Raw genomic sequence first — 15,695 nt, 5'->3', positions numbered from 1 at the left:
ATAATTCAGTTTTACAAAGAAAGAGTGATGGGGGATACCCATACTATTTTAAGGATGATTGCACCATGCGTCACAACACACCAATTACCACTCAAGAAAAAACCTTCGAAAAAAATGAAAAATTAATTTCAACCACCGATCTAAAAGGCAATATTATTCATTGTAATGATGCCTTTGTGAAAATTAGTGGCTTTGATAAAAGTGAATTAATCGGCAGCCCTCATAATATTGTTCGACATCCAGACATGCCTCAAGATGCCTTCCAAATTATGTGGGAGACGATAAAGCAAGGTAAAGCCTGGATGGGATTGGTTAAGAATCGCTGTAAGAACGGTGATTATTATTGGGTAGATGCCTATGTGACCCCCGTTCTAGAAGTAGGGAAAGTGGTCGGCTATGAATCGGTTCGAACCGTTCCAAATCGAGAAAATGTGCTGCGGGCTGAAAAAGTATATCGGAAAATTGTGAGCGGGAAGAGGGTGTTACCCCATGCTTTTCTATCGTGGAAAATTCTATTACCTGTGGTAAGTATTGTAATGGCCATTGGAGCGGGTAGCGTCAATATATTTTACGCTGCAGGGGTGCTGGCAGCGGCAAGTTTATTAGCAAATGGTTTGTTTTGGCTAAATCACGCAACGCTGCAAGCGACATTAAAGAAGCGCCTCTCGGCGGCTTTTTTGCACCCATTAGCAGGAGTAACCTATTCAGATGCCACTTTAGATATTGCCACTTTGGATGTTGGTGTGAAAAGTCTTTTATCCAGAATGGATGCGGTATTAACTCGATTTGAAGATGAATCTTTAAAGGTATCTCAGCAATCTAAGATAGGTTTGGAGCTTACTATTGAGACAACAAAAGGCATGGTGAGTCAGCAGCACGAGACTCAAGATGTTGCCGCTGCGATGCAGCAAATGACGACAACAATTAATGACGTTGCTCAGCATGTACAGATGACGGCAGACAGTGCTAAATCCTCTTTTGAGTCTGCTGAGAGCGGTCAAAAAATAGTCAAAGAAACACGCAATTCAATACGCCAGTTAAGCGACACTGTGAGCGACATTAGCGCTACCGTTCAGGAGTTAGCGGATCACTCTGAAAAAATAGCGCAAGTTGCGCAAATGATCGATCAAATTGCAGAGCAGACTAATCTTTTGGCATTAAATGCCGCAATAGAAGCCGCGCGCGCGGGTGAGTACGGACGCGGTTTTGCGGTTGTGGCGGATGAAGTTCGTCAACTGGCTCAAAGGACGCAGGGGTCTACGCAGGATATCCATAATATTATAGGGACGTTGCGAAGCGGTTCTCAAAACTCTGTGACGATTGCCAATCAAGGGAAACAAGATGCGGAAAAAGGCTTAGATAAAATCGTTGAATTGGAAAATGCGTTTGTTAACATCGTCGGTGCGGTGTCGAATATCTCTGATATGGCGATGCAAATGTCAGCCGCAGTAGAAGAACAGGCTCATGTTTCTGAAGATATTAATCGACAAGTGGTGCGTATTTCAGATTTGTCAGTTGAGAGTTCAGAAAAATCTAACTTATCGAGCGATAGCATCCGAGCGCTGCAGGATGTCGCGGATAATATGCACGAGCTAGTGGTGCGATTTAAATAAAAGCTCACTAAGCAAGCTTTAAAAAAACGCTGTTATGAAAATAACAGCGTTTTTTTTGATTAATTTTTATCTGGATTGCTAAGGAAGTGGTAAGTTTTTTAATTGGTTACTCGCATGGTTTAGGTGAATCATCATCAGTTCTTGGCTTGCTTTGGTGTCACCCATTGCTTTGAGTAGACGACTTAGTTCAGCAAGGGCTTCGTTTTGTGTATCAAGTGCTAGCGCTTGTTCGTAATAGTCTCTGGCTTTCCCCCATAGCATCATCGATTGACTTAGGCGGCCACAGATGAGGTATAGATTTGCACTGGCAGGTTCTTTCTTAAGCCAGTTCTCGCTGTTGGATAATAACTTTTTGATATTGTCTTGTTTGATGTTGCCATATTCATAAACCAGAATATCAGACCATTTCTGATTCAAACTATGGCGAATAAAACTTTCTGCTTTGGCGTCGTCACCAAAATGAATGAGTGTTTGAGCGTACAGCTGTCTCATTCTGTCATCTTGAGAAAGTGTATCCAATTTATTCCATAGGCTCTCTACTTCAGCAACCAACTCTTTTTTGTTTTGTCCAAGTTTATTGCGAAACTTGATTTTATCGAGCAAGGCTAAAAAAGCATTACGTTCTAGCTCGAGCATGTTGTCGTCGTCAAATATGCCGTCTTTTTTAAGGGTTGGTGTGAGCGTAAGTAAGGCATCCCAATCTTTTAATTGTGTGTAAACCGTGACCAGCATTTTTAATACTTGCTTATGCTTTGGCTTTAGTTTCTGAAGGCGTAAAAGAGAGGCTAAAGCGCCTTCATAATGCTGTTGTTTTATTTGTATTTGGCTTTGAGCAAAGCCAATGGCGAATTCTGCTTCTGGTGTTGATTTATGAGCGGAACGTAGTAGCGCTTTTGAGCGCTCATGTTCGTCTTGTTCGCTGGCAGCATACGCAGCGCTAATGTAATTGATCAACGGATAAGGGACTTTTTCGGCGCTGTTGGTCAGCAGTTTTTCTGCTTTATTCCAGTTGCCTCCGACGAGCTCCAACATTCCTCTGATGGTGTTTCGAGAGGCTCTTTTTTGCGCTAGATTCCCCGTTACTTTTGCCAAAGAATTACTGGGGCTGAGCGCAATAAACAAAATGCGTTTTATCCAACTCATTACAAATAAAGCGACGACCATGGCGGTAGCCAAAACCCATAAGCTGGTTTCAATAGTGACGCCGTTATAAGCCAATAAAACATAACCACTGTCTTGGCGCATCAGTAATCCTAAAACGCCACCAACGGCCATCATAATAACAAGTAAAAAGAGGAGTTTTCTCATAGGTCATCTCCTGAACTTGTTTGAGGTGCGTCGAGGTTTTCTTCTTCCGCTGGTGATTGCTCTGTGGTGCTAGTGATCGTTGCGATTGGAGTGTTATCACCACGATTTGTCCACTCTTTCATTAAGGATTTCATCGCTATCAATGACTCTCTAGGCAGCGGCAAGTCTGGCGATGGATTCAACTGTTGCAAGGTAGTTAGGCTCGCCAAAAATGAAATAACGCGATTTGATTGCGTTTCAAAATGCGCCGTCGTGGCATTTGCAACACGAGATAGAGCCGTTTGATAGATAACAGGCTCGCCTTTAATTAGTGCGACTTGCGCTATTTCTAGTTGAAGCTGAAGACCGGTAATGAGTTCTTGGTATTCTGCTGGAGGTAACAAGGCTTTGATCGGTTTGTGGTTGTAGTTGATCACAATCAAAGATCTAAGTGATTGCCAGAAACTCTCTAGTGCCGATGTCAGCTGATTTGTTGTGCTAGTTGTTGGTTTTGCTGTTGTGTTGGCTTGCCATTCTTTTGATGGTTCCCTTTGTGGGAGGGTTTGCACACTATCGTATAAAGCGTTTAACTTTAGGTAAGCGCCTTCTAAGTCAAATGGACTAATGGACTTTAACGCTTGAATGTCTTTGGCAAGCGCCTTGCGTGTCGTAAACACGATGGGGTCTTCTAATTCGTTCAGGATGTCATCAGCGTTACTAAGCAGCGTGGCGGCACCGATGTTGTCAGATTCAAGCAATAAGCGCTGATTAGCAAGGCGAATGAGGTATTCAGCTTCAGCAAGCTTCCAATCTTCTTTAGTGGTACTGCTGAGTCGATTAATTTTTGATTCAAGTGATAACAGTTTTTCACTTTGTTGGGATTGATGTGCGAGAAGCTGATCTTTTTGCGTTTGAATGGTTTGTTCTGACTGTTTAACTTGCTCAATCAGCTGGTTGAGCTGAGATTGGTTTAGCATGCTAGCATTGATTTTTCTGTCAATATTCGCTTGTTGAATAGCGACTTGTTTAATATCTTGGTTCACTGTGCTTTGTGTACTTTGAAAATAAAGCCAGCCACTTGTTACGATGGCAATGGCAGAAAGTCCAAATGAAACAGAGACAAACAGTTTTGTTGTTGATGGTGTAGTCTGGGTAGGCTGTTTTTTAGATTGATCGGGGCGGCTTTCTGCATGATTAGTTGCAGTAGAAGCTGCTTCGATAGCATCGTCTGAATGTCGCTCTTGTTTATTATTCTCTGTCATTCTATTTTCCTGTGTGAAATTCAGTCGCTTTGATCAAGCTGTTATCGTCAGCGCCATTTGCGCACGAGGCATTAATCCAACCCATTTCTTTTGCTTGCTGGTTCACTCTAATACTTGGGGTGAGTATAGGGAGTGTTTTCCATTCTGGTTTATGTTGTGTCACGTAATCTGAAAGGTTGTCTAGGCTTTCGCCACTGGTTACCCATATTAAATTGATATCGGGTAACATAAAGAAAGTTTGAGCGGAATAGTCGGGTTTTTTCCTTTCATAGAGTGAAAGGTAGCTGATTTTTGCGCCTCTTTCTTCCAATTTCTTACCTAATTCTGGCCGTCCGCCCAGTCCTCGAACAATCAGTATTTTTTGATTGGTCATTTTCGCGGGCTTTAACCAATCGAGTAATGCTTCTGTCGTGTGTCCAGGGTTGGATAAAGCGGGGACACCTTCATCCTGTAACGCTTGTGTGGTGCCTTGGCCTATCCCAATCCAATGAATACCGACGGGTAACATTGGCCAGCAAGCGTCTAACCAGTCACAGGCCAGCCGAGCGGCATTTTTGCTCACAAATATAACGTAGTCGAAGGTGTCGATATTAAACACTTGTGAGCGAATGGCATCTCTTTGTTTTGAGTCTTTTATTGGTGAAATTTCAAGCATTGGTAACGCAACGGCACTCCAACCGTGATCGCAAATGCGCTCACAGCTAAGGGCATTTTCCGGTTCGGGTCGAGTGATTAAAATACGACAGTCTTGCACCAATATTTCGCCTGTTTTATTTGTATAAAGCGTCAAGAATGACATCGGCGCCGCGAGCAAGTAACTCGTCAGCCAATTGAACGCCAAGGGATTTAGCATCGTCTTTATGGCCACGAATGTCACCTTCAATGATGTTTTTTCCATCAGGGCTGCCTACTAAGCCTCTTAACCAAAGGGTGTCGTCTGTTAATATCGCAAAACAAGCGATAGGTGCTTGGCAGCCACCATTAAGGCGTTCATTGACAGCGCGTTCAGCGGTGACTCGGATCGCTGTCTCTTCATGCTGTAATGGTGCGAGTAACTCAATCATTTGTACGTCATCTGAGCGACATTCTATACCCATTGCACCTTGTCCACCTGCGGGTAAGCTAGTTTCGGCAGGGATTCTTTGTCGAATTCGATCTTGCATCTTTAAGCGAACTAACCCCGCGGTCGCAAGAATAATGGCGTCGTATTCGCCATCGTCCATTTTTCTTAAGCGCGTGTTTACGTTGCCGCGTAGATCTTTGATGATTAAATCGGGGCGCTGCATTTTTAATTGGCACGAACGGCGCAAACTTGAAGTGCCGACAATCGCGCCATTTGGAAGTGTGTCGAGTGAGTCAAAACGATTAGAAACAAAGGCATCACTTGGGTCTTCACGTTCACAAATGACGGCCAATCCCAAGCCTGCTGGAAAGGCCATTGGGACGTCTTTCATTGAGTGCACCGCAATGTCAGCTCTGCCTTCGATAAGAGCCGCTTCTAATTCTTTAACAAACAGCCCTTTACCGCCTATTTTAGAAAGCGGTGAGTCTAAAATCTGATCGCCTTTTGTTGTCATGCCAAGCAGTTCAACGGTCATATCTGGGTAGAGCGTTTCAAGTTGCGCTTTGACATTATTGGCTTGCCAAAGGGCTAATTTACTTTCTCTGGTTGCGATCACAATTTTATCTTTCACTTCATCTCCTAATGAGTTGTGGGCGGACAAATACCTTTACATCTTGTGCCGTAATGATACTCGCTAAGCAAGAGTCCGTCATCTTTCAATGCTTTATAAGTCGAGGCGCTTAATGTACTCTTGGCAGCTGTTTGAATTTGTGTGGGAACCAACCGAATGACTGATACTACTAAAACCACTAACCAGCAATGGGGTGGTCGTTTTTCTGAGCCTGTGGATGCTTTTGTCGCGCGTTTTACCGCGTCAGTTGAGTTTGATCAGCGTATGGCAAAACAGGATATTCAAGGGTCAATTGCCCATGGCAAAATGCTTGCTAGCATTGGCGTATTGACCGAAGAAGAACGTGATCAGATTATTCAGGGTTTGACTGAAATCGAGGGTGAAATCGCCCGTGGTGAGTTTAAATGGTCGATTGAGTTAGAAGATGTTCATATGAACATCGAAGCGCGATTGACTCAAAAAATTGGTATTTCTGGTAAGAAACTTCATACCGGCCGTTCTCGTAACGATCAAGTAGCAACGGACATTCGCCTTTACTTGCGCGACGAGGTGGATTTTCTTCTTGAGGAAGTGACGCGCCTACAACAAGGTATTTTGAGTTTGGCTGAAAAAGAAGCCAATACCATTATGCCAGGCTTTACGCATCTGCAAACGGCTCAACCAGTGACATTTGGCCATCATTTAATGGCATGGTACGAAATGATGCAGCGTGACTATGAACGCTTAGTGGATTGTCGTAAGCGCATTAATATTTTACCACTTGGTGCTGCTGCACTTGCAGGAACAACCTACCCAATTGATCGCCATATGACGGCAGAGTTATTGGGTTTTGAGCGTCCAACTTATAACTCTTTGGATTCGGTAAGTGACCGAGATTTTGCTATTGAGTTTACAGCGACTGCTTCTATCATCATGATGCACATGTCTCGTTGGGCTGAAGAGATGGTGATGTGGGTGTCGGCTCAATTTAACTTTATCTACCTACCAGATCGCTTTTGTACTGGTTCATCTATTATGCCGCAGAAGAAAAATCCCGATGTTCCTGAATTGGTACGTGGTAAAACGGGACGAGTGTACGGCCATTTGATGGGGTTGTTAACGTTGATGAAATCGCAATGTTTGGCTTACAACAAAGACAACCAAGAAGACAAAGAGCCTTTGTTTGATACGGTAGATACGTTAAAAGGGTCATTGCGTGCTTTCGCCGACATGATTCCTGCTATCGAATCTCGTAAAGAGCATATGTACGAAGCGGCGCGTCGAGGGTTTTCTACCGCGACGGATTTAGCTGACTATTTGGTCCGCCATGGTGTTGCTTTTCGTGACGCGCACGAAGTCGTTGGCAAAGCGGTTGGTTATGGTGTGAAGGAAGGTAAGGATTTATCTGAAATGACACTAGGAGAGCTTCAATCTTTTGGTAGTATGATCGAAGCGGATGTGTTCGATGTTTTGACATTGGAAGGGTCGGTTGCGGCGCGGAATCATATTGGCGGTACTGCACCGGTTCAAGTGCTGAAAGCGGTAGAACGAGCTAAAGCGGAATTAAATGCTCGTTTAGCGTGATAACTTTAGTGTGATGCTTTCTTGCGTAAAAAACGGCGATTAATTTGCCGTTTTTTTTCACCTAAAATGTAATGGGCTAACGGCTAACGGCTAACGGCTAACGGCTAACGGCTAACGGCCAATGGAGAATGGCGATTCTGGGCCCAGCAACGTACTGGGTGTGATATTTAGCTCAAAGTGGAATGACTTAGTTTGTCCACTGCAGCCTGCAAATACGATGACCCATGCCTCTTTGCTTCCTGGCTCTGGAAGGCGCCAGCAAACCCCTTTAATATTGACATAGCGTGTTCCATCTGAATCTTTTGTGATCGGATAACTTATCTCTTTGATTTGTCCTTTTAGGTACTCTTGTTGAGCATTTTTTGACACTGCAATTTTATCCCTTAGCTCTTCCGAAAAAACACCTTCGAGTGCGTCATCACTTGAATCTGGTGATAAGGATATTTTTGACAGATCGAGTAAGTCTGGCTTGTCCGTATTCAGAAGTTTCTCATTGAGGTTTGATGCTTCAACTTCGTGCCCAAATAGGTTTTCTGATGTGTTTTTATTGTCTAGAGTGCTGCTGCTTTCATTGGGGAGTGTATTGGTGGGGAGCGCATTTTGGTTGAATGAACTTGAGTCTAATGTATTTTGGAGTAGTTGATTGAGCTCGATCATATCAGCGTCGACTGTGTTGGTGTTTTCGCTTAATTGTTTTCCGTTTAGCGCTTCAGGTGGCGTGCTTGGTTGTTCAATTTGTTGAGTTAGACTTTCTATAGAGGGCGCTTCTTTTTCGTTAAATACAGCCACTTGCTCTGGCTCTTCCGCAGCCTTCTGCATCGTTGGCAATAAAAACAACTCGAAATTGGACGCAGGTGGGGTTATATCGAACCAATGTTGGTTTTCTGATACTTCAATAATCAGTATATGTATGAATATGGCGCAAAAAAGTGCAGCCGCCCATGGGGCAATTTTGCTTTTCATAGTGTCACTTAAGTGTTTCGTTTTGCTGAAAATGTTGATGCTCTAATCCAAGTCGTGTGGAAGCCTATATAGCTTGTGGCAACTATAGCAAATTCAAGCCAGTGGACATTGCTATTCTAGGTAAAGAATTCTAACGAAAGAATATCCATGTAATTGACTCGCTAGGGTTGGGAAACGAACAGGCTGCAAGGTATACTGTCTCAATCAAAAATAGAAGAGATAAGACGATGTTTAAGTTGTTTTCAGTATGTGTTTTGGCTGTTTTTCTGACGGCTTGCGGGAATAAAGGTGTACTTTATTTACCGGATAATAATGCTGCTGTTATACAACAAGAATCGCCTTTATAGCTGAGGATTCCCTTTTGGATTTTTTTAATTATTCTAATCAGACTCTGCACGCAGAGGATGTGGCTTTATCAGATATTGCTAATCAATACGGTACACCTTGTTACGTTTATTCTCGTGCGACTCTAGAGCGTCATTACAACGCTTATGCTGATGCTTTTGCATCGCATCCAACGCGAATTTGTTATGCGGTAAAAGCGTGCTCTAACATTGCAATTTTAAATGTTTTAGCTCGTTTAGGCGCAGGATTTGATATTGTTTCTTTGGGTGAGTTAGAGCGAGTCCTAAAAGCGGGAGGTGATCCTGAAAAGGTTATGTTTTCCGGTTTAGGTAAACAAGCTGTCGAGATGCGTCGTGCTTTGGAAGTAGGGATTCACTGTTTCAATGTTGAGTCTGAAGCAGAATTGTATCGCTTAGATCAAGTGGCCGAAGAAATGGGCAAAGTAGCGCCAGTATCCTTACGGGTTAATCCGGATGTAGATGCTAAAACACACCCCTACATTTCAACTGGCTTGAAAGAAAATAAGTTTGGTATTGATATTAAGGATGCTGTTCGTATCTATCAAATTGCCCATAGTCTGCCTAATTTGAATGTAATGGGAGTAGATTGCCACATAGGTTCGCAATTGACTGAACTTAAGCCTTTCCTAGATACGTTTGATCGTTTGATTGGCTTGGTAGATCAGCTGTCCGAAAAAGGTATTAAAATCAAACATCTTGATCTAGGTGGCGGTTTAGGGGTTCGTTATCGTGATGAAGTGCCACCGGAACCAGCAGAATATGCAAAGCTTTTACTGGATAAAGTAAAAGGTATGGATTTGGAGTTAGCATTTGAACCAGGTCGTTCGATTGCAGCAAATGCAGGTGTTTTACTGACTCAGGTTGAGTTTTTAAAATGCAATCCGCATAAAAACTTCGCCATCATTGATGGGGCGATGAACGATCTTATTCGTCCTGCTTTGTATGGTGCTTGGATGAATATAGTGCCAGTATCCTTGCTACCGACACCGGAAGGTAAACGTGCTTATGATTTAGTCGGACCGATTTGTGAAACAGGTGATTTTTTAGGCAAAGATCGTGAACTTGATATTCAGGCGGGTGATCTTTTGGCGGTTCGTTCGGCTGGTGCTTATGGTTTTACTATGTCCTCAAATTACAACAGTCGTAACCGAGCTGCGGAAGTCATGGTTGACGGTGATAAAACGTATTTGATTCGTGCCCGTGAAACGATTGAGCATCAGTTAGCTGGTGAGCAAATTCTACCAGACTAAGGAGTTCGTCGTGTTGTTAAAATTTACCAAAATGCATGGTTTGGGCAATGATTTTGTTGTTGTTGACGCGGTGTCTCGTAAAGTGTTTTTTAATAAGCAGCAAATTGAACGATTGAGCGACCGAAACTGGGGAATTGGCTTTGATCAACTTTTAGTGGTTGAACCGCCTTCACACCCAGATATGGATTTTCGTTATCGAATTTATAACTCTGACGGCTGTGAAGTCGAGCATTGTGGGAACGGTGCACGCTGTTTTGCTAAATTTGTACTTGATAGAGAGTTAACGAATAAGCGTATTATTAATGTTGAAACAAAGTGCGGAGCTATCCAATTACGTGTGCTAGATGATGGGTTGGTCACGGTGGACATGGGATCGCCAAGCTTTGAGCCAAAAGATTTACCATTTATAGCTGACCCTAGCGAAGGTCTCTATAGCATTACCGCTGGAGAAAATGATTATTTTATGACGCCAGTGTCGGTGGGTAACCCCCATGCGGTTATTAAAGTGGATCAGCTGACTGATGAGCTAGTTGCAACGGTTGGTGAACTTATTGAATGTCATGAACGTTTCCCTAAAAACGTGAATGTTGGCTTTATGCAAGTGATTAATTCATCAGAGGTTAACTTGCGTGTCTACGAACGTGGTGTCGGTGAAACTCAGGCTTGTGGAACGGGTGCGTGTGCGGCAGTTGTGGCTGGCATTAAACAGGGCTGGTTGTCACCTAGCGTGACGGCACATTTGCGCGGTGGTGATTTGCATATCGAATGGCAGGGTGAAGATCAGCCAATTTTTATGACTGGACCTGCTGAGAAAGTGTTTGAAGGTCAAATTTACCTATAAGAGGAATTATGAGAGAAGAGGAAGTAATTCAATATTTGTCAAAAACGCCGGATTTCTTTAGTCGGCATTCTGATTTGTTGGAGAGTCTGACACTTCCTCATCCTATTAATGGGAAGGTGGTCTCATTACTTGAATACCAAGTGAATTTATTAAGACAGTCTACAGCGGATTATAAAGGGCAGTTTGAGCGTCTTGTCGAAGTGGCTCGTGAAAACGAATCTACAATGCAAAAGAGTCGTCGTTTAGTATTGGCGGGGCTTACGTGCAGTTCTTTGGATGACCTTGCGGTTGTTGTGGATGACATGGTACGAGATGACTTTGAAATATCTCATCATGCTTTTGTTTTGTATGGTGAATTTCCAGACAGTGCGGTTAGAAGTCATTTGCTGGTGGATGACGACGTGTTTTTGTCTCATGCGGCAGGCTTTGTTGATTGTTTTTGTGGTGTCCTGCCTGCAAATGAAATGCGTTTTCTCTTTTCTGATGATATTGATTCGATTCGTTCCGTTGCGGTTCTTCCTCTCCTTTCACGTGAAGGTGGAGAAATTAAAAAATGCGGTGTTTTGGTTTTGGGAGCTGAAAGTGAGTCGGCGTTCAATAAAGACAAAGGTGCTATGTTTCTTCAATATATTGCCGATCTATTGAGTGCGATTTTATTGAGGTTACTGCCGTGAGTGTCCTTATTACCTTTGACTTAGACAATACATTATGGGATGTCGCGCCTGTTATTATGCGTGCGGAATATGCTATGGAGTCTTGGTTTGAAGAGCGTTTTCCTGGTTTTTCACAACAGTACTCTTTGTCTGCCCGAGAAGCGTTAAAGCAAAAAGTATTAGCTGAAAATCCAGCAATGTCCCCAAATTTAACGGCTTTGCGTCTGTCAATTTATAAATTGGCGCTAAAGCAGTTTGGTTTACCTTCTGAAGAAGCAAATTTGGTTGCGGAAGCAGCATTGGCCCATTTTTGTGAATGGCGTCAGAAAGTAGATCTTTATCCCCATGTAGTCGATGTGTTGGAGGAGTTACATCAGGATTACTCTTTAGCAGTCATAACGAATGGTAATGCCGATGTGTATCACCCTTATGTCGGGCTAGGTCAGTATTTTGATTTTGCGGTTCGAGCAGATCAGGTTGGTATTGCAAAGCCTTCGGTTGATCTATTTTCTTTTGCTGCCAAAACTGCGGGCGTGGATTTAACTCAACTTATTCATATAGGTGATCATCCGATAGATGATGTGTTTGGAGCATCCAATGCAGGGGCAAGAAGTGTTTGGTTTAATCGCCATGGTGCGCAGCGCTGGGGGGATGAATGGGGAGGGCGTTCAAATGCAGAAGTGCATTCTTTACTTGAGCTTCCAACGGTTATTCGTTCCTTGATGTTATAGCATTCTGCTATTGGCTTAATTGGAGATAACACATTTTTACCCTAATCATTTAGTGGTATACTGGGTAATATTCATTGGTTAAAACATAGATTTTGAGGAACTTATTATGAGTGAAAATACAATCCAAATCACAGATGCTCAATTTGCAGAAGAAGTGCTGAATTCAGACATCCCAGTTATTGTTGATTTTTGGGCTCCATGGTGCGGACCATGTAAGATGATTGCGCCAGTTTTGGAAGATATCGCTGCTGAATACGCGGGTAAAGTAAAAGTTGTAAAGCTTAATGTTGATGAAAATCAAGAGACAGCTCCGAAATACAATGTTCGTGGTATTCCTACTTTGCTTATCGTTAAAGGTGGTGAAGTGGTTGCCACTAAAGTAGGTGCAGTATCTAAATCTCAACTAGTAGAGTTTGTTAACGGCGCTATCTAATTTGAAATTGTGTCGTTATTTGAAAAAAAGCAGCCGATTGGCTGCTTTTTTTTGTCTTCTTGTTGCTTAGTTTTTAAGAGAGGCAAGTTTTTGTGCAAATGAAGGTGAGTGAGAGTTGGATAATGTGGTGACAACTTGTTTTGCATAAGGTAGATATTTCTTCAAATCGTCTTTAGGCATGGGGTCGTCATTTGGTAGTCTGACGGTTACTGGGTTTTTATGCGTGCCATTTATTCTGAATTCATAATGCAGGTGAGGGCCTGTTGCCCAGCCAGTTTGTCCCACATAGGCAATTATTCTGCCTTGCTGAACCTTTACGCCACGCTTGGTGCCTCTCGCAAAACCTCTTAAGTGAGCATACAGTGTTTGGTAGCCCCGTCCGTGATCGATAATAACAACATTGCCATAACCATTTTGTTTTCCTGCGAAGGAAATTCTCCCATCGCCAGCAGCCTTGACTGGTGTTCCGCTGGCCGCCGCGTAATCCACTCCTCGGTGAGGTCTACTGGTTTTGAAGATTGGATGTAATCTGTTGGGGTTGAATTTAGATGAAATTCTAGTGAAATCCACAGGTGTCCGGATGAAGGCCTTGCGCATAGCCATACCGTCAGGGGTGTAGTAATTGGCACCTTTTCCTGTTTTATATCTAATGGCTTGATAAGTTCGGCCATTATTAATGAATTGGGCTGCGATAATATTGCCGTGTCCAATTTTTTCGCCATCAAGGAATTTTTCCTCGTATAGCATGCTTAGACTGTCGCCTTTACGTATGTCCAAAGCGAAGTCAATATCCCAGCCGAAAATATTGGCAAGTTCGATTAAGAGCGCTTGCTCAATACCAGATCTTAACCCGTCAACAAACAGAGAGTTATTTATTTCAGCTTCTTTATAGGTTTGAACGATTTCTGGTGTTCTAGATGTATCCGTTCTGCTGAATTCATTGTCATTACGTTCAAAGGTGACGCTATCTAAGCGGTTTAAAATAAGTGTCAGTCGGGTGAGCTCACCAGAAGCTTCATTGGTGGTGAAGTTTAGCTTTTGTCCCGGTCTCATTTGTAATAATGTTTTTTGTTTTTTATCGGCTAGAGACACTTTGTATATATCTTGTGCTGATATGCCTTTATTAGATAGCACCTTGGAGAGTGAGTCGCCTGACTTAACCTCGGCTGTTTGTTCCTTAAATGTCGGTGGGCTGTTCTTTTTTACTAAGGCGTCCGGTGTTGAGATATTGTAAGTAGGATTTATGTTGTTGGTAAAAAATGAAGTCGATGCCGCCGTGTTAGTTGAAGGTGTGAGCTTCTGCAAGTCATTAAGCATCAGCTTAGACTGGTCTATTACCTCAAAGTTTGCTTCGAGGGATATGAGGCTATTGTCGACTGTTTCCTCGTCTGGCAGGGCTAAAAGCACTACGGCGAGGAGCACACTTACAGCTGAAATTAGCAGTAAATGCTTTGTTGGTAATAGTTTGATCAAAATGCGTACCCAAAAATCTTTAATAAAGCCTTATAATCCTACCAACATTACTTTTATAATTGAATGCTTAAGTACGATAAACTAACTAGGATATGGATCAAAATAATGACTGTCAGCAGTAAAGACCTTTTAAATGACTTGCAAGCTCGCGGACTTATCGCCCAAATGACGGCCGAAGATGAGCTGAGAAGACATCTAGATGGCGGAAGTCGTACTCTTTATTGTGGCTTTGATCCTACAGCAGATAGTCTGCATATTGGTAGCTTAGTGCCACTGTTGATGCTTAAGCGCTTTCAATTAGCGGGCCATAAACCATTGGCGTTAGTTGGAGGTGCGACTGGTTTGATTGGTGACCCAAGTTTTAAGGCGGTTGAGCGTAAATTAAATGGCCCTGAAGTAGTTGCTGAATGGGTAGAAAAGTTACGCGCGCAAGTTAGTCAATTTATCGATTTTAATGATGAGGCAAATAGTGCTGAGATTGTTAATAACTATGACTGGACGAAAGACCTTAGTATTCTAGATTTTTTACGTGATGTCGGTAAGCACTTTTCTATAAATGCCATGATCCAAAAAGAATCGGTGAAGCAGCGTATCAACCGCGAAGGTGAAGGGATATCGTTTACCGAGTTTACTTACATGATTCTGCAGTCTTATGATTTTGCAGAGCTGAATAGAAGACATAATTGCACACTACAGATTGGTGGCAGTGATCAGTGGGGGAATATCACTGGTGGAACCGATTTGACTCGTCGACAAAACGGCAATCAAGCCTTTGGTTTGACGATGCCTTTGGTGACTAAGTCAGATGGTACAAAGTTTGGTAAAACGGAAACAGGTACGATTTGGTTGGATTCGAGTAAGACCAGTCAATACGCCTTTTACCAGTTCTGGCTAAACTCTGCTGATGCGGATGCTTATAAATTCTTAAAATACTTTACATTTCTGTCAGTAGAAGAAATTGACGCTATTGAAAAACAAGACAAGGAAGGTGGTGGTAAACCACAGGGTCAATCTATCTTGGCGCGTGAGGTTACTAAGCTTGTTCATGGTGATGACGGTCTTCAAGCAGCGGAGCGTATAACTCAAGCTTTGTTTAGTGGTGATGTCGATTCATTGAGTGAGCAGGATTTAGCTCAAATACAACAAGATGGATTGCCAAGTAGTTCGTTGTTTGGAATTGATCTGTCTTCAGTGCCGTTAACCTCTTTGATGGCGGATTCAGGTCTGGCTGCGAGCGGGAAGCAAGTTAAGGATGCGCTGCAGCGAAATTCAGTATTCGTAAATGGAGTGGCGAAAGGGCTTGATGACAACATGAGTGCTGCGGATATTTTTAAATCTGAGAATGGCTATTACGGCAAATACTTCCTTGTTAAGTTAGGTAAGAAAAAACACCATTTGTTTGTCCTATAATTACATTATAGTCATCATGAAGTTTAGTGAATAATAGAAAAGGCGCTTAGGCGCCTTTTCTATTATTTGTAATGAGTATGAAACAAAAGTAAAAAACTTTAAAAAAGGGCTTGCGCTAAAAGATTCAGGCTGTATTATACGCCTCCACTGACACGGA

General features: G+C 42.7%; 15 protein-coding genes. 9 read left to right on the top strand and 6 right to left on the bottom strand.

The features are described 5' to 3' along the window. The first annotated feature begins 65 nt into the window (after positions 1–65). Positions 66–1,613 (top strand): methyl-accepting chemotaxis protein, encoded by a 1,548-nt coding sequence (locus MP3633_RS14620; RefSeq protein WP_176336080.1) that lies wholly within the window; start codon positions 66–68, stop codon positions 1,611–1,613. A 78-nt stretch (positions 1,614–1,691) separates the two neighbouring features. On the opposite strand, the gene MP3633_RS14615 is transcribed toward MP3633_RS14620, so the two are convergent. Genes MP3633_RS14615 through hemC form a run of 4 tightly spaced genes read right to left on the bottom strand, consistent with a single transcriptional unit; the run spans position 1,692 to position 5,856 of the window. Beyond that, positions 1,692–2,921, bottom strand: a complete 1,230-nt coding sequence (locus tag MP3633_RS14615) for a heme biosynthesis HemY N-terminal domain-containing protein (RefSeq protein WP_176336079.1) — start codon at positions 2,919–2,921, stop codon at positions 1,692–1,694. After that, positions 2,918–4,162, bottom strand: coding sequence for a uroporphyrinogen-III C-methyltransferase (locus MP3633_RS14610; protein WP_176336078.1), 1,245 nt, complete (start codon positions 4,160–4,162; stop codon positions 2,918–2,920). The genes MP3633_RS14615 and MP3633_RS14610 overlap by 4 nt, the downstream gene beginning before the upstream one ends. Before the next feature lies 1 nt (position 4,163). Continuing rightward, entirely contained in the window at positions 4,164–4,952 is a 789-nt protein-coding gene (locus MP3633_RS14605) for a uroporphyrinogen-III synthase (protein ID WP_239495596.1), read from the bottom strand. Then, positions 4,933–5,856, bottom strand: coding sequence for a hydroxymethylbilane synthase (gene hemC, locus MP3633_RS14600; RefSeq protein WP_112140803.1), 924 nt, complete (start codon positions 5,854–5,856; stop codon positions 4,933–4,935). Before hemC ends, MP3633_RS14605 begins: the two co-directional genes overlap by 20 nt. Positions 5,857–6,012: 156 nt before the next feature. Here hemC and argH point away from each other — a divergent pair, with 156 nt between their 5' ends. Continuing rightward, positions 6,013–7,419: an argininosuccinate lyase gene (gene argH / locus MP3633_RS14595; RefSeq protein ID WP_176336077.1), complete on the top strand. Its 1,407-nt coding sequence runs from the start codon at positions 6,013–6,015 to the stop codon at positions 7,417–7,419. A gap of 111 nt (positions 7,420–7,530) precedes the next feature. On the opposite strand, the gene MP3633_RS14590 is transcribed toward argH, so the two are convergent. Next, positions 7,531–8,382: a hypothetical protein gene (locus tag MP3633_RS14590; protein WP_176336076.1), complete on the bottom strand. Its 852-nt coding sequence runs from the start codon at positions 8,380–8,382 to the stop codon at positions 7,531–7,533. A 227-nt stretch (positions 8,383–8,609) separates the two neighbouring features. Between MP3633_RS14590 and lptM the strand changes: the two genes are divergently transcribed. The 6 genes from lptM (at position 8,610) to trxA (ending at position 12,655) form a co-directional block, all read left to right on the top strand. Next, positions 8,610–8,729, top strand: coding sequence for an LPS translocon maturation chaperone LptM (lptM, locus tag MP3633_RS19145; RefSeq protein ID WP_425324748.1), 120 nt, complete (start codon positions 8,610–8,612; stop codon positions 8,727–8,729). Between the two features lie 14 nt (positions 8,730–8,743). Further along, on the top strand, positions 8,744–9,997 hold the full coding sequence (lysA, locus tag MP3633_RS14585; protein ID WP_176336075.1) for a diaminopimelate decarboxylase: 1,254 nt from the start codon (positions 8,744–8,746) through the stop codon (positions 9,995–9,997). 10 nt (positions 9,998–10,007) lie between these two features. Further along, positions 10,008–10,838, top strand: coding sequence for a diaminopimelate epimerase (gene dapF / locus MP3633_RS14580; RefSeq protein WP_176336074.1), 831 nt, complete (start codon positions 10,008–10,010; stop codon positions 10,836–10,838). Between the two features lie 8 nt (positions 10,839–10,846). Then, positions 10,847–11,512 (top strand): DUF484 family protein, encoded by a 666-nt coding sequence (locus MP3633_RS14575; RefSeq protein WP_176336073.1) that lies wholly within the window; start codon positions 10,847–10,849, stop codon positions 11,510–11,512. Further along, complete coding sequence (locus tag MP3633_RS14570; protein ID WP_112140793.1) at positions 11,509–12,222, top strand: HAD family hydrolase; 714 nt, start codon at positions 11,509–11,511, stop codon at positions 12,220–12,222. The genes MP3633_RS14575 and MP3633_RS14570 overlap by 4 nt, the downstream gene beginning before the upstream one ends. A gap of 106 nt (positions 12,223–12,328) precedes the next feature. Then, the gene (gene trxA, locus MP3633_RS14565) at positions 12,329–12,655 is read left to right on the top strand and encodes a thioredoxin TrxA (RefSeq protein ID WP_112140792.1); all 327 of its coding nucleotides are present in this window, start codon (positions 12,329–12,331) and stop codon (positions 12,653–12,655) included. Positions 12,656–12,721: 66 nt separating this feature from the next. Here the strand turns inward: trxA and MP3633_RS14560 are convergent, their stop codons facing one another. After that, positions 12,722–14,128 (bottom strand): peptidoglycan DD-metalloendopeptidase family protein, encoded by a 1,407-nt coding sequence (locus MP3633_RS14560; RefSeq protein WP_176336072.1) that lies wholly within the window; start codon positions 14,126–14,128, stop codon positions 12,722–12,724. Positions 14,129–14,233: 105 nt separating this feature from the next. Here MP3633_RS14560 and tyrS point away from each other — a divergent pair, with 105 nt between their 5' ends. Then, entirely contained in the window at positions 14,234–15,538 is a 1,305-nt protein-coding gene (gene tyrS / locus MP3633_RS14555; RefSeq protein ID WP_176336071.1) for a tyrosine--tRNA ligase, read from the top strand. Positions 15,539–15,695 lie beyond the last annotated feature (157 nt).

It is taken from the genome of Marinomonas primoryensis (genome assembly GCF_013372285.1).
GTDB classification, from domain to species: domain Bacteria; phylum Pseudomonadota; class Gammaproteobacteria; order Pseudomonadales; family Marinomonadaceae; genus Marinomonas; species Marinomonas primoryensis.
This window is presented reverse-complemented; position numbering and strand designations above follow the sequence as displayed.

Excerpts from the sequence above, each read along its gene's own strand:
- MP3633_RS14620 (WP_176336080.1), top strand. The coding sequence starts at position 66 with ATGCGTCACAACACACCAATTACCACTCAAGAAAAAACCTTCGAAAAA.
- MP3633_RS14615 (WP_176336079.1), bottom strand. The coding sequence starts at position 2,921 with ATGAGAAAACTCCTCTTTTTACTTGTTATTATGATGGCCGTTGGTGGC.
- MP3633_RS14610 (WP_176336078.1), bottom strand. The coding sequence starts at position 4,162 with ATGACAGAGAATAATAAACAAGAGCGACATTCAGACGATGCTATCGAA.
- argH (WP_176336077.1), top strand. The coding sequence starts at position 6,013 with ATGACTGATACTACTAAAACCACTAACCAGCAATGGGGTGGTCGTTTT.
- MP3633_RS14590 (WP_176336076.1), bottom strand. The coding sequence starts at position 8,382 with ATGAAAAGCAAAATTGCCCCATGGGCGGCTGCACTTTTTTGCGCCATA.
- lptM (WP_425324748.1), top strand. The coding sequence starts at position 8,610 with ATGTTTAAGTTGTTTTCAGTATGTGTTTTGGCTGTTTTTCTGACGGCT.
- MP3633_RS14575 (WP_176336073.1), top strand. The coding sequence starts at position 10,847 with ATGAGAGAAGAGGAAGTAATTCAATATTTGTCAAAAACGCCGGATTTC.
- trxA (WP_112140792.1), top strand. The coding sequence starts at position 12,329 with ATGAGTGAAAATACAATCCAAATCACAGATGCTCAATTTGCAGAAGAA.
- tyrS (WP_176336071.1), top strand. The coding sequence starts at position 14,234 with ATGACTGTCAGCAGTAAAGACCTTTTAAATGACTTGCAAGCTCGCGGA.